Below are 14,180 nucleotides of genomic sequence, written 5' to 3' on the forward strand. Positions count from 1 at the left end.
TTAGTCAGACGCTATCTCGCGATGTTGTCTCTTGAAGAACGACAAAATCCTTTCCGCAGGAGTGGCAAGGAATTCGAAATCTACATGATCTTCTCTCTCGACGACTTCTTCGTCATTTTGCCGGCTACGCCCCGCGGCTGGTATGCCTCGCTCGCCTGCAGCATTTACGCCTTGGGGATCCAAAGCACGTAATAGAGTATTGATGACTACATCTTCGTAAGCCATGGTGATGCCTCTTAACCCTTGCTCCTCAGGCACTATGAAATTACCGAACTGCCTTAAGAGACCGGAACATTAGTGATCAATTCTGGGAGAGTTCAGAATCGTAGTATTCGATTCCATCACGAATTTCACGAATCGGATCAACAGACATATCGATTTCCGCTACACCCCAGCCAGACCACTGCTGTTCTTTCAGAGTCATGGTCCATTTGCGCCAATCAACAATTCCCTTTTCACCCATAACTCGGAACGATTTGATCATCACGTCATGTCGTTCCATCGGTGTTCCGCTCAATTTGTGCGGGGGTAAATGTGCTGCACAGTCTTTCCAATGAAGTATCGGCGCACGTAGAGCATGCTTGCGAACCACGCTCACCGCGTCGCTTCCGTCAAGAGCGATATGCCCCGCATCTATGCACAGCTTCACCAAATTCGGATCCGTAATGCTCATCAGGGTGTCTATATCCTCGACTCGTGATGCCAGTGAATAGGCGTCTGTATGAATCGCGAGATGCACTCCGCTCTCGGAAGCAATTTTCCCTGCGCCTTCCAGCACGTCAGCGATGGATCCCATAAGATCAGGATCGGCAGGCTTCGCGAATGAATCGGCCGATGCTTCGACTCCGGCCGTTTCCGAGAACTCTGCCCTGGGCACGGTGCTAGTAATCAACGTTTGGCATCCCACCTCACGAAGAAATTCGGCATGTTGCGCCGTCTCCTCATGAAGCCGGTTCAGGGCAACGGCCCTGCTCTTGGCGTCTGGGGCGTCCACGACTGCCTTGAGCGCTATCGGCAACACATAGCTCGATGAAAGTACGAGGCCGCGCCGGTCTAGCTCCTTCTTGAAAGCAGTAGCGGTCCCATAAGCACGCAACGCATTAACCCAACCACCGGGTGCTGGCGCTAATTCGATGCCGCTAAGTTGTGCTTCGGCAGCGCCGTCCAGCATTTTGTCAAAGAATCGATGAGGGTCCTCGTCAACTTTTCTTTCCCACTCGCTGTAGGCCTGTTCAGCGGGCATATCCCAATATTCAGGGTTGAAAAAAGTGACAATGTCAGTGCTCCATCTCAAGTCCAGGCTCATGCCGTCACCTCGTCTACCGCTACCCATTGGTGGCTATCAGCAGATTGCATTACAGCTTCAATGACGCGCTGAGTACGTGTCGCTTCCGCGAACCCTGGCGTACCCGGCCGTCCTTCGACGATGGCACGTACGAACTTTTGAAGCTGCAGGGATGCATCATCTGCATAACCCGTTCCCATACCGCCCAATGGGTACCAGTAATCCTGGTGATTTTCGTTCAACGTGATAGTCCGGAAGCCTTGCTTGTCTGGGTCATCACTGACCAAGCTGAGCTTGATTTCGTCAGTGTGGTTCCAGTCAAATTCAACGGTGCCGCCCGTGCATTCAAGTTCAAAAAATAGCCGGTTCTTGCGCCCCGAGGCGTACACCGTCGCCGCGAATGAACCAATTGCGCCGTTTTCGAATTTGGTCATCCACAAAGCCGCGTCATCGAGATGGTCTCCGGCTTTCCTTTCTTCGTCCGAAAGCCACGCAGTGTTACTTTTCGGATTCTTTGCGCCGACAATTGCGTTAACCGATTCAATGTCTCCAACGAGATACGAAGCCAAATCGATGATGTGAGAAGCGATATCGCCTGTAACGCCAGATCCACCGGCAGACTTCTTGGCGCGCCACCCGCTCAAGACACGTCCGAGCGCTCCGACATCTTGCGTGTAGTGAGCACGGAATTGCAATGGATGGCCCAGGGTCCCGTCGTCAAGCATGTTCTTGATCAAGGTAATTGCAGCTGCATGGCGATAGTTGAAGCCCACTTGGCTCACCGATGAGCTCTTTTCGGCCGCTGCTTGCATGATCTCTGCGTCCTGAAGCGTATTGCTGATGGGCTTCTCGACGAACACATGCTTACCGGCCTGCAGAGCTGCCACAGCGATTTCTGCATGCGACCCTGGAGGAGTCACAATATCGACAACATCAATGTCGTCCCTGGCGATAACAGCACGCCAGTCATCCGACCATTCTTCCCAATTGAGTCGTTGCGCTGCCGACTTTGCCCGTTCTTCATCGGCTTCAACAAGTACGGCCTTGCGAACGACTGCACCTGCATCGGCTGTGATGGGAGCCAATGCCCATCCAAGGCTGTGGGCATACCCCATGAAGCCGCCACCACCGATAATTGCAACTCTAATCTCGTTCATTGTTTTTCCTTATGCTCGTTATTTCTGTTTTATGCAGATCAGATGGGAATGCACCTGGTAATCCTGCAGAGTCGTTCATCAGTTGGCTGGAATGCCGTGTGCCTGAACGGAAAACTCATGGAGCTCGTCCCAGCTCGGCATGGCCAATGAACATTGCGGTCTCGTCGCGACCAGAGCGCCTGCGGCATTAGCGAGGTCCAGTGTTTCCTGCAACGACATCCCTCTGAGCAGCGCATGGCACAATGCACCTCCGAATGCGTCACCTGCTCCCAGGCCGTTGATTACATCTACTGGAATCGGCTTGGACTCAACGCGTTGCGTACGGGTTCTTGCCATTACGCCTTCGGGGCCCATCTTGACGATCGCCAATTCCACGCCACGATCCAGCAAGGCCTCTGCTGCCCGGTCCGGGTCAGTTTCCCCTACTGCAACTCGACACTCTTCGAGATTTCCAACTGTCACCGTGACATGGTCCAGCGCCTTGGAAACGGCTTGGTGCGCTTGGTCCTCGTCTTTCCAGAACATCGGACGATAATCCAGGTCCAAGATGGTGTTGGGCTTACGCCCGCGTTTTTCCCAGGCCATGATGTGGGCAGACTGCGTCGGTTCCTTAGACAAGCCCGTGGCGGTTGCCCAGAAAATAGGGCTCTTCGCAATGAGGTCCAAAGGCAGTTCGTCACCATTAATGTACATATCCGGAGCAGTAGGCTCGCGATAGATATACAGAGGGAAATTATCCGGTGGGAAGACTTCGCAAAAAGTCAGCACCGATTTCATTCCGGCTACGGCTGTTATCCCCGTGTTGTCTACACCAAGGCGGGCAATTTCATTTTTGGCATACTCCCCGAACGGGTCGTCACCGACGCGACTGATCAGCCGTACGGAATTTCCGAGCTGTGCTGCAGCTACCGCAACGTTCGTTGCGCTGCCTCCAATCGACTTGCTGAAGCTGGTGATTTCCTCAAGCCCGACTCCGAATTGTTCCGGATACAGGTCGATGCAAACTCGACCTATCACCACGACATCGGCTTTTTGGTCCATCCTGTTGTTCATCGTTCTTCTGTCTTTCGAATTCGCTCTGCTATTGATTGCAAGTTCTTTGGCGCATGAGAGCGCAGGTAATCGCCAGGATCTGCCGCCCTCGTTGCACGGCTCCAAACAGCCCGACCAGCCAGAAACCCGCTTGCTCCACCCGTCACTGCTGCCAAAACCGCTTCAGGAAATTCTTCGGCAGAAACGCCGGAGGAAAGAACAACCCAAGGGCAGTCAAGTTCGCGAGTGATTGATTTGGCTGTTGCTACTGCCAGTGCTCGATCTTGTTCGCCACCATAGAGGACCTCGGTCTTATATAGGTCTGGCTGCACCTTGGACAGGTCCGATGCGGCCATGATGAGCGCTTCCGAGAAGCCTTCGGCCGATTCCAGATGCCCCTCGCGTGGCCTGACAACGCCCTCGAGCACTCCCGGAATTCCAAACTCGCGGCACCGCTCCATGAAGGCATGAGCAAGCTCGACGGCTTCGGTTCTGCGGTTGGGCTGCCAGGGCAGTAGAAACTTCAAAGCCTTCGCGCCAAAAGCTTGAACAGTTTCGAGAGTCACAGAATCATCAAGTTGAGCGATGTCCATGGGACCACCAGGCTGGCTGGAGCTCAAGATATCGGCGGCCAGGATTACCGGGCACTGTGCGTTTCTCGCTGCTGCTAGCCCGTAATCTTGGTCAAGCAATAGGCCGCTTGCCTGGTCCCCGATAGCCAGAGCCAAGTCAGTCTTGAAACTGGACAATTCATCGTCCGCAATTGCAGCACCCTGCCGGCCTTCACTCAGCATGTGACGTAGCGAGCCTCGCTGATCTACTGCGACCATACTGAACATTCCGTACTCATCACGGAACACATCGATTGGGCCACGTGGGACAGGATCGACATTTGTCTCGTAGCTTGTTTCTTCGATATGAGCGCTCATCGGATCACCACCGGATTAACTGGGGCGCCGCTTGCGCCAACAATCTTGAGGGGCGCAGCAGTGTAGAGAAACTTCCACCGCTTGTCTGCTGCACAGGCATCAGCCAACGAATCCAATTGGCACAGTTCAGTGAAGGCGACCCCGAGATTGCGCATCAAGGCGCAATGCAGCGGAAGCTGGAGCCCCCCGGGGTAGAAGCTCAATTCGTTCGCAATGGTGTCAGTAACCAAGTTCGGGATTTCCATTTCCTGGAACCAATCCACTAGTTCGGGACTGTAGATCAATCCTGGTTCGTTCCAATCGTCAAAGAACTCAGAGCTCTGGGTCCGATAGTACGAGCCAATCCAGCCGGTTCTAATCAGCAATATGTCGCGATTGGAAATTTCGATATTTTGAAGCTTGGCGACATCCAAAAGATCTTGCAGAGTGATGGTTTCACCGCGTTGAAGCGCATCTTTGCCGCGGGCACGCGCCACGTCGATCAGAACACCTCGGCCAACGACACCGCGTTCAGCAATTGGCAGTACCGATGCCTTGCTCAATTCGCCCACAGTGCTTTCCGCCGGATAACCATTCCAGACCTTGCCGTCGTACCAGTAGTGAGCTAGCGCGTCGTACTGCGTCGACCCCTGCGTGAACATTTCGATCTTGTCGTCCGCCCAATGATGGCCATCGGACGGTTCTTCTTCTTCACCCCTGATGAAATAACCTTCGTCCATGACTGGGGTGCGTACTGCGGGCTCACGGCCGGGCCACACCGGATCAGGAAGGTCGGGGTCACCGATGGGTACCTGAAGCGTATGAACCTCACCGGACTGGACTGATGCAATTCCTTTCAGAATTTGGGCTGCATCCAAGTAATTGAGGCTGCCGACCTCATCTTGCTCGCCCCACTTGCCCCAATTCTTCGGCGCGTTCGGGCCAAGCAGTTCGTTGATAGTAGTGGCAATGACGTTCTGAGACATGTGTCCACCTTTCAAATTTGAGTGGCCATCAAGGGCCCGCGTCCAATTTTGTAAATCTTCGGATACCGCCTATGGCACCAGGCAATCCGAATTACTTAGTTGGCGGTCTTTGCTTGTTCAAGCAATCGCTGGATATAGAGGGCTCGATTCACGTCAATCTCGTGAGAATTGCCAGACCTTACGACTTCGGCGAATTCTCGGCGAATAACGTGAGGCGTCTCAGGGTCACCGTCTTTGCCCACGAATTCGCATTCGAGTTCGCCGTCTTCGGTATATACCTTGACGCCGGCTACGTCAGTGACGACGGGGCTAGTGAGCGACAAAGCGGCCTGGCTCAAAACCCCGTTCTCATGAGTAGCCGTCAAGATGTACCAGCGCTGTGGATCGCCTTCACCGCGAACTTGGGTAATAGGCCCAACTGCCGCGTCCAAAGTGTCCAGAACGTGCGGCCCAAGATCGAGGAGGCCGCCTTTTTCAATTCGCCAAGGAGTTGCAAAAGTGCCACCTGGAAGTGCTGCCTGATTGATGTAGCTTCCAACAGCGCCAATCGGCTTCTGTTTCCGTGCATCAGCCAAGAATTCACGAATGCGTGGGCTGAACCGGTTAGTGAACATGACCTGCGTAGCTACGTTGGCTTCGTTCAGGGTGCTCGTTAATTTCTCGGCCTGTTCAAGATCCACACCAAGTGGTTTTTCCAACAACATCGGTTTGCCGGCCGGCGCGGCCTTTGCCGCCAGTTCCGCCTGAATGAATGGCGGGACGGCGAAGACAATTGCATCTACGGACTCGACCAAGTCTTCGAAGGAGCCGGAGACCACGCCTCCGAACTCATCAACGATTTCCTGGGCAGCTTCTTGTCGACGAGCCCAGACAGCCGTAAGCTCCGCTTCAGGGCCTCCGGTGATCATTGGCGCATGAAAAATCTTTGCCCACGGGCCGGCGCCAACGAGTCCAATTTTTACTGCAGTCATCTTGTCCTACTTTCTTTTGTTGTTTCTGTTCATTGCGGAGACAGTCGACGTCTTCCGCAATGCAATGAATTCAATGAGCGATTTAGCCCACTTCAAATTTCCGAGCTTGAAAGCTCCGCTAGGATCGGTCACCTTCTGCACGGCCAAGGCAGCCATACAAATTGGGATGCAGACGTTTCATCCGAATCGCAACCAGACAGCCCGCGCTGATGAACAGGATCGGGATCAGCAGGAGCCAAAGCCGTTCTCCTGGCTCTCCGCCGACGAGAAGATCGAATCGAACAAGCGCAAACACTACGACTGCACAAAGAATGAATGCGGCGATCAGAGGCGCAGTTTTCACCCTCCACACTGATTCGCCTGCCGGGCGGCCAGCCATAGCGAAGTATCGGACCACTGCAAAACTCACCAAGGCCATCAGGGACAGAACCCCTGCCGTTCCCAAGCCACTGCCAGTTCCGATAACTAGGTCCTCGTCGTGAATGATGAGCCCACCAAGAATGAGAAGTACGCCAACCAGAACGGAGTTCGTTCCCGACGCTTTGTATGGCGACTTGTGAACCGGGTGTACAGCAGCCAAGAAGCTCGGAAGAGCATGATCTGCACCGAGGTTTTGAAGGTATCGTGCAACCACATTGTGTGTAGATAGCACCGATGCCAGCGCTGAAGTTGCTACCAAAACCAGCGTCACTGTGGCCAAGCTGTTGCTGACGTAAGTTGCCATCGCTGAATCAAACATCGTTGTTGGGTCATCAACCGCATGCGAGACCGCGCTTGATCCATAGGCGGTAATCATTGAGTACGCAGAAATCGCGTAGAACCCGCCGATGAGGAAGACAGCCATATACGTTGCCCGAGGAATCGTCTTTCCTGGATTTCGAACTTCGTCCCGATACAGAGCAGTTGCTTCAAATCCGACGAAATTTCCGAAAGCAAACAACAATGCCATGCCTGTGCCGGCATTCAAGAACTTGGCTGGGTTCAGGGGCTCAACTGACAGCCCGCTTTCACCGCCCTTGCCGAGAACGACGACGTTGAAAATTGCTACCAAGATAATCTCCAGGACCATGACGATGCCCAGTACCTTGGCGGAAAGTTCAATTTGGAAGTGGCCAAGGACGGTGATGACAATCCAACTGGCTGCAGTGCACAAGTACCACGGGATAATTGGTCCGCCTAAGGCTTCCACAGCAGAAGAAACCATTGTCCCGGTAAATGTATAGATGCCAACCGTAATCAGCATGTACGAAACCGTTGCTAGGTAGGCTCCGCCAAGTCCAAGCGTCTTCCCGAGCCCCAGTGAAATGTAGGCGTAGAAAGCTCCTGGGCGTTTGATGTGCTTAGTCATGGTGGTGTAGCCAACCGAAAAGATCGCTAGACCGATAGTTGCCACGACCCAGGCCAGAGGCGCCGTTTCACCAACAAAGCCAATTGCGAAGGCAATATATCCCGAAACGGTCACAATGGGAGCGGAAAAGGCGAGGACGCTCAGAACTAGCGACGTTGCACCTAGATTTCCTGACAATCGAGTAGTTGATGACGGGAGTTGCGTAGGCAACGCCCCTACATCCTTGGATGTTTTAGTCATGGTGGGTTCCTTGGAGAGAGGGAGGGAACGAACCGCACTTGCCGGTCGTGTGATGCGCAGCACCGGTGCGATTGTCACCACGCTACCTAACGATCGTAAGTTAGGGAAGAGGTTGTTTGTTTTTGTTTACAAGACGTTTACGAACTCCGAAAAATTCACCCTAGACATCCTAACGAACGTTAGGTAGCGTTATGGTAATCAAGAATCATGTTCTACATAGATACTAGACGTGTCTATAGTCTCATTAGGAGATATTATGTCCATTTCTACAAATTATTTGTCAGGCATCATGCCGGACAGTGGACAAAATGATGAAAAAATTTCAGCCCACGTTGCGATTGTTGGCTCCGGCCCAACCGGATGTTTCGCCGCACTCGCAATGCTCAAATGTATCCCCGAAGTACGCATTACAGTCTTCGAAGCCAGGCCTGCTCCATACGGACTTTTACGCTACGGAGTGGCTCCTGACCATCAAGGAATGAAAAACGTGACTCGGCAGTTTGAGCGGTTATTCGGATCGAACCAAGTCGAATTCGTAGGCAACGTTCGAATCGGGCAAGATCTCCCTTTTGAAGTCCTCCAGGAAAACTTTGATTTTGTAGTCATAGCGACAGGGCTTCCTTCTGAACGGGCACTTCCTGTGCCGGTCCACCCCGGTGCCAAGATTTGGGGTGCCAGCCAGTTGCTTCGCTACCTCAACGCCGATCCAGACAGTGACCTTCGCACAAAAGAAACTGTGGAGTTAGGCGACTCTGTTCTCATCATCGGCTCAGGAAATGTCGCAATGGATGTAGCGAGATTACTCGCCAAGTCAGATGAGGGTTTTGATGGATCGGATGTCGATGACGCGGCTCGAGAAGCGTTAGCGCCGTCGAAAATCACTCGCATCACGTTGCTCTCCCGAAGCCCCTACGAACAAGTTCGTTGGGACCCGTCGATGTTCAAGGAGCTGTGCTCCATCCCCGGTGTTGAGGTCTATCTGGACGGAAGACGCTCCACGGAAAGGACTGACACATTCTCGGGGCCAACGCGCCATCAACGACTTCGCGTCGAAGTTTTCTTCAACCAGAAACTGCGCGAAATCGACCTCCAAGAAGACAATGCCTATGCCAATCAAATAACTGTCAGAACTCAAAATGGAACATCTGACGCTCACCTGTCCGCAGAGTCTCCCAAAACGTCCTTTCGGGCATCGGCTGTCATTACTGCGATTGGCTTCGAAGAGCGTCGTATCGGTTTTGGCGAAGTTCCTGCCGACAATGTATTTCGCGCCGGCGGGTGCGCTACCGGCCGGCTAGGAAACCTCGCCGAAAACCGAGCGCTTGCAAAACAGACTGCGCAACTGGTCGCCGCAAAGGTGGGAAAACAATCTAAACTCACGGGTTTGGCCGGCGTTGCACCATTCCTGGCTCAAACTCCGGTTTCGTTTTCTGATTGGAAAGCCATTGATGAAGCTGAAGTAACTAGGGCACGGCCCGGTCGCATCAGGCAAAAGTTCACATCATGGTCCGAAATGAGCGACGTAGTCGCACAGACGCGCAGCTAATAACTTCTTGCTTCACCGCACTAATCAACCAACACCTAATCACAAAAGGAAACACCGATGACTCGAGTCAACGTTTGGTATGGAACAGAATCCGGAAACGCAGAAATGGTGGGAGATGAGATCGCCGCAGCGCTTTCCTCCACGGGGTTCACGAGCAATTTAGGCGAACTGCCCGACACCAGTGTTTCAGACGTTTCCAACGCAGAACTCACCATTTTCGTTACTTCCACCTACGGCGAGGGCGGGCTGCCGGCAACGACAGAACCTTTCTACGACGCGCTGTCGGCTGAACGCCCAGATCTAAGCGGACTCAAGTTCGCCGCTTTCGGATTGGGAGATCGCACCTACGAAAACTACAACAACGCGGTAGCAACAGTTTCTACGCTTTTGATCGACCTAGGAGCTGAACAAATCGGGCCAACCGGAAAGCATGACGCAGTGACCGGACTCGATCCCGCGCAGGTTGCCCAAGAATGGCTCACGAACGAGATCCTGCCCATCCTCAATGCCGAAGGTGAATCCGAACAAGTGGAAAAAAGCTCACACTCTTCAGACCTGTTCCCATGGAGCAACGAAGACTTCCAAAAAAATCCTCATCCCTGGTACGACGCAGCTCGCGAACTGGGCCCCGTTCATCAGACTGACGACACGACATTCGTCGTTCTTGGCTACGATGAGGCGATGAAATTCGTCAAGGAACCAAGCATGAGCATCCGTGAGCCAGATTGGATTCAAGAGAATCCATGGAAGGCTTTTGGAAATACCGTTCTCTCTCTTGACCCGCCTAATCACACAAAGGCACGTCGATTGTTTTCTCGCTGGTTCACCCCGAAGCTGATCAAGCAGTGGGTCGAAGCGACGAAGACTTCCATGGAGGAAATCCTCGCTGGGTACAAGCCAGGACAGGTAATCGACGGCCACTTCGATTTGGGCGTTGTTCCGACTCATACAACCATGGCGCAGGTACTGGGATTCCCAGACGGCGAAGTAGAGCCGCTGTTCTGGGCACTGTGGAATGCAATGTTGATTCAGGCAACTGATCCTGCCCCTGGAACGCGCGAAAAGTCCATCGAAAGCCTAGACTACATGTTTAACACAACCGCGAAGCTGCTCAAGGAAAAGGAAGAGAGTCCAGGCAACGGTTTGGCAGATGAGCTGCTAGCGGCAAGCAAACGGGGTGAAATCACCGAACGAGAAGTTCTGGAAAATATGGTACTTTTCTACATGTCAGGCGCCCCGAATCCAGCATATCTAGTAGGCGCCGGACTTGAGATCTTCGCCGAGCATCCAGAAGTCCTTCGAGAGTACCGGGATAATCCAGGAGCCCGCGAACAGATTGTCAACGAGATCGCTCGGCTAAATCCCGTCGAACTCCTGCTTACCCGATTCCCGACCCAAGACATCGAAATTGCGGGCATCTCCATTCCGGCTGGTTCAATGGTCAAATTCCCTATCGGGGCCGTGAATCGCGATCCGAAAATTTTTGACAGCCCACACAAGTTTGATTTCACGCGGCCGATCGATGCGAGCCGAAACCTTACCTTCGGTTTGGGTACCCATAGTTGTGCAGGTCAGTTGATTGCCCGTGCTGAAATTGACATCATCTTCACAATGATTGCGGAGCGATTTACCGAAGTCACGATTGCTCAGGAGCCAATTCGCGTCATCACGGATCGATTAGTCGCATACGACAAGATGCCTGTCACTCTGTCGTAGTAACCCGTTTTGCTTGGTGGAGAGCTCCGCAAAGCTCTCCACCAAGCGATCGCCTTGATCGCACCAACGCAAACTAGTCAGCTTTTGCCTCAATGAAGGTCTAATGATCAGCTCCAACTGGACTCGACTTTTACGTAGGAAAGATCATTGCGTCGAAAACTCGCAATCTCGAATTGAACAGTACATTCGAACGGGAGACAACAGTTTTTACAGTGGAGCAGAGCAAGCTGCGAGCAAGTTAGATTTGCAGGATAAACAGATAAGATGATGGTTATGACCGCTAATGGAGCAACGACAAAAAAGAAAAAGACAACGTCAGAGCCTATGGCGACAACTTTTCGCCAGCTTGCGTTGGATGAATTCGCGCGTCAGTTCGATACCGCTCATATAGACGACATGTCTCCTGCTAAGCGTCGTGTCGTCGAAGCATTCCTAAGGCTGTGCGTAGTACACGGGATGCAGTCCGTTAGCATGCGTACGTTGGCAAAAGAACTTGATATCAAGGCACCTACAATTTATTCGCATTTCCCAGGTGGTCGCGACGAAATCATCGCGGAATCCCTGCGCTGGCACTTCCATCATTTTTGCAGCGCCCTTGTTGATGCAGTTCGCCCCGCGAAGGACGCTTCGTCCTTTCTCGACTCGATGATCCGGCTCCACTTCGTACGCCAGGTTCAATTGCCCGAAAGCAATTTGTGGGATTTGATTGTTGGTATCGACCGATCAGTGCAAATCCTTCCTGTGGATCTCAGCGTGCAAGTGGCGCATTGGGTCGATCTATACGAATCGCTGTACATTGCGGTTGCTCGTGACCTCGGACTCGAAGATGTCTCGATCAAGGTGAAAATGGTCAACACACTGCTGGAGGGTTCAACCAGATGGTTCGAACCTACAAAGACAGCCAAGGGCCTGTCTCGAGGCGCTGATCAAGCCGTGGCCATCGCCCGTCAAATTCTCGGATTGGCCGCTTCCTAACCGGCCCGATCACCACCAGAATCAACACTTAGTTTCTTTGTCCAATTCTCAACACAAATCCTTATATCCATCTCTGCCTACCGACCGTTAGTTAGCAGAAGATGCTTTCGCAACCCTAGACATCGAGAGATAAATGATCACAGTTAAAAGAGCATTCGACCATATCGGCATGTCTGTCCCCGATCTTGAGGAAGCAGTCGACTTTTTTGTCGATGCCCTAGGATTCGAAGTGGTTATCAAGGCAGGTCCGTTTGATGATTTTGGATACGTCTGGCCTGGTGAGCTGGAACCCGAGCCAGGAACACTGCGACAAGCGAACCTGGTACTGGGTAATTCATTCAATATCGAGCTACTTGAGTACACGAATCGAACTGCCACCCTTCCTGATGCAGCGCCTCGACCTGCGGATCCAGGAGGCTGGCACCTATGCCTGCATGTCGACGACATTGATAAGGCAAGCGACGAATTAGCAAGTCGTCTAGACACCACTCAAATTTCGGACATCATCCAGGAAGAACAGGATATGGAAGGACTAAGGTGGGCCTATTTCAGAACCACATGGGGGTTAGTACTCGAACTCATTCAGTGGTCTCCTGGAATGCCTTACGAATCAACGACGCAGGCACGAATGGCATTGCCCCGCTGGGCCTAATTCCCAAGAAACTGAAAACTGCTGATGTTTTCCGCTGAAGGCATCCGGTAGTTTCCAAGTTCACTGAACCACTCCCCTACAAGTTCTCAAGCGTTATGCCACACCCGGCTTCCACAATCTTCAAAGGTTAAAATTGCAATGCACATTTCGAATTCTCCGGCACGAGGCGAACTGACTCGACGTCGGCGCGCCGTGTTCGCGGCATTTGTCGCTTTCGGTCTGGTTCTGGGGTCGTGGGCAGTTCACCTGCCAATTTTGAAATTCAATCTACACGCAAGTACATCCGAATTAGGGATCATCCTGCTCATACTGGGCGGTGGCGCATTTTTCGGAATGCAGGCCAGCGGATATGCCGCCAACAAATTCGGGAGCGGGAAAGTCGCAGCCATCGGCTCATTGGCGCTCTCGATAACCATCGTTCCTCCACTTTTCTGCTCGACCTGGGCATCTGCAGCGATAGCTTCACTGGCATTGGGCATTAGCGTGGGGATCATTGAAGTAGGAGCTAATGCCGCCGCCGTAGAAGTTGAACGCGAGTACCAACGGCCCATCATGTCGTCTTTCCACGGCATGTTTTCCGTAGGCAGTGTGCTGGGCTCAGTGATCGGAGCCGGCGCATTTGCTCTAAACATCAGTTATCGGTTCACGCTGCCTACCATTGCCCTAATGGTGCTCATTTTGCTTGTTGTCTCAGCAAAAACGCTGATGACAATTCAGACAGACCCGACTCCACCAATTGTGACCGGCTCAACCGCTACCTCAAGCAAGGTTCACCGAAGCAAACGCCATACGATGCAGCTCATCGCTTACGGATGCTTGGCGTTCCTGCTCTTGCTGACCGAAGGATCTGCCATGGATTGGAGCAGCCTTCACGCCCAGGAGCACTTGGACGCGACATCCAGCGGTGCTGCACTAGCCTTGGCGTGCTTTGTGAGCGCAATGACAATTGGACGATTCACAATCGACCGTCTCGCGGAACGAATCGGTCCCGCGCGAATTCTCCGTTATGGCGCTGCCCTGTCGATCGCCGGGCTCATAGCCGTCATTTGCTCTCCAGTCCTTCCGCTTGCGTGCATTGGCTGGGCTGCTACGGGGCTAGGCCTCTCTGGCTGTGTCCCGCAGGTATTTACCGCAACAGGAAACCTTCATGGTTCAAATGCCAAAGAATTAGCCCGCGTCGTCGGCGCTGGATATATTGCGGTGCTCGCCGGTCCCGCGATCATCGGTTGGCTCGCCGACCAGCTTGGAATCAACAACGCCTTCATCCTGCCAATCATTGGCATGGTTATCTGCCTAGCATCCGCCAACGTATTGGAACCGAAGAAAGAGCCAGTAGCGACCCACTAAGCAAGTACGCACAGGCC

13 protein-coding genes are annotated in these 14,180 nt (G+C 53.0%); 5 read left to right on the forward strand and 8 right to left on the reverse strand.

What is annotated here, in order from left to right; genetic code table 11:
- The 8 genes from AC1Z3F_RS11370 to AC1Z3F_RS11405 all read right to left on the reverse strand — a co-directional run bounded on the left by AC1Z3F_RS11370 (window position 1) and on the right by AC1Z3F_RS11405 (window position 7,927).
- On the reverse strand, window positions 1-225 hold the full coding sequence (locus AC1Z3F_RS11370) for a hypothetical protein (RefSeq protein WP_131089201.1): 225 nt from the start codon (window positions 223-225) through the stop codon (window positions 1-3).
- Between the two features lie 76 nt (window positions 226-301).
- Window positions 302-1,306: a sugar phosphate isomerase/epimerase family protein gene (locus tag AC1Z3F_RS11375; RefSeq protein ID WP_165477301.1), complete on the reverse strand. Its 1,005-nt coding sequence runs from the start codon at window positions 1,304-1,306 to the stop codon at window positions 302-304.
- Window positions 1,303-2,442, reverse strand: coding sequence for a Gfo/Idh/MocA family protein (locus AC1Z3F_RS11380; RefSeq protein ID WP_483565742.1), 1,140 nt, complete (start codon window positions 2,440-2,442; stop codon window positions 1,303-1,305). The genes AC1Z3F_RS11375 and AC1Z3F_RS11380 overlap by 4 nt, the downstream gene beginning before the upstream one ends.
- A 78-nt stretch (window positions 2,443-2,520) precedes the next feature.
- Window positions 2,521-3,495 (reverse strand): 5-dehydro-2-deoxygluconokinase, encoded by a 975-nt coding sequence (iolC, locus tag AC1Z3F_RS11385; protein ID WP_242632494.1) that lies wholly within the window; start codon window positions 3,493-3,495, stop codon window positions 2,521-2,523.
- A complete protein-coding gene (locus AC1Z3F_RS11390; RefSeq protein ID WP_131089204.1) occupies window positions 3,492-4,403 on the reverse strand; it encodes a hypothetical protein in 912 nt (303 codons plus the stop codon). The genes iolC and AC1Z3F_RS11390 overlap by 4 nt, the downstream gene beginning before the upstream one ends.
- Window positions 4,400-5,368: a cyclase family protein gene (locus tag AC1Z3F_RS11395; RefSeq protein ID WP_131089205.1), complete on the reverse strand. Its 969-nt coding sequence runs from the start codon at window positions 5,366-5,368 to the stop codon at window positions 4,400-4,402. The genes AC1Z3F_RS11390 and AC1Z3F_RS11395 overlap by 4 nt, the downstream gene beginning before the upstream one ends.
- Window positions 5,369-5,463: 95 nt before the next feature.
- Window positions 5,464-6,339 carry a Gfo/Idh/MocA family protein gene (locus AC1Z3F_RS11400; protein ID WP_131089206.1) on the reverse strand — a complete coding sequence of 292 codons (876 nt, stop codon included), beginning with the start codon at window positions 6,337-6,339 and terminating at the stop codon, window positions 5,464-5,466.
- A gap of 118 nt (window positions 6,340-6,457) precedes the next feature.
- Window positions 6,458-7,927 carry an APC family permease gene (locus AC1Z3F_RS11405; RefSeq protein ID WP_131089207.1) on the reverse strand — a complete coding sequence of 490 codons (1,470 nt, stop codon included), beginning with the start codon at window positions 7,925-7,927 and terminating at the stop codon, window positions 6,458-6,460.
- Between the two features lie 256 nt (window positions 7,928-8,183).
- On the opposite strand from AC1Z3F_RS11405, the gene AC1Z3F_RS11410 reads away from it, so the two are divergent.
- The 5 genes from AC1Z3F_RS11410 (at window position 8,184) to AC1Z3F_RS11430 (ending at window position 14,163) form a co-directional block, all read left to right on the forward strand.
- Entirely contained in the window at window positions 8,184-9,473 is a 1,290-nt protein-coding gene (locus AC1Z3F_RS11410; RefSeq protein WP_131089208.1) for an FAD-dependent oxidoreductase, read from the forward strand.
- 57 nt (window positions 9,474-9,530) lie between these two features.
- Window positions 9,531-11,189 carry a cytochrome P450 gene (locus AC1Z3F_RS11415; RefSeq protein ID WP_483565743.1) on the forward strand — a complete coding sequence of 553 codons (1,659 nt, stop codon included), beginning with the start codon at window positions 9,531-9,533 and terminating at the stop codon, window positions 11,187-11,189.
- Window positions 11,190-11,453: 264 nt separating this feature from the next.
- Window positions 11,454-12,164, forward strand: coding sequence for a TetR/AcrR family transcriptional regulator (locus tag AC1Z3F_RS11420; RefSeq protein WP_131089210.1), 711 nt, complete (start codon window positions 11,454-11,456; stop codon window positions 12,162-12,164).
- Window positions 12,165-12,297: 133 nt separating this feature from the next.
- Window positions 12,298-12,816: a VOC family protein gene (locus AC1Z3F_RS11425; protein WP_131089211.1), complete on the forward strand. Its 519-nt coding sequence runs from the start codon at window positions 12,298-12,300 to the stop codon at window positions 12,814-12,816.
- A 138-nt stretch (window positions 12,817-12,954) separates the two neighbouring features.
- The gene (locus AC1Z3F_RS11430; RefSeq protein ID WP_131089212.1) at window positions 12,955-14,163 is read left to right on the forward strand and encodes an MFS transporter; all 1,209 of its coding nucleotides are present in this window, start codon (window positions 12,955-12,957) and stop codon (window positions 14,161-14,163) included.
- Window positions 14,164-14,180 lie beyond the last annotated feature (17 nt).

This window comes from Glutamicibacter sp. MOO4 (genome assembly GCF_056934395.1).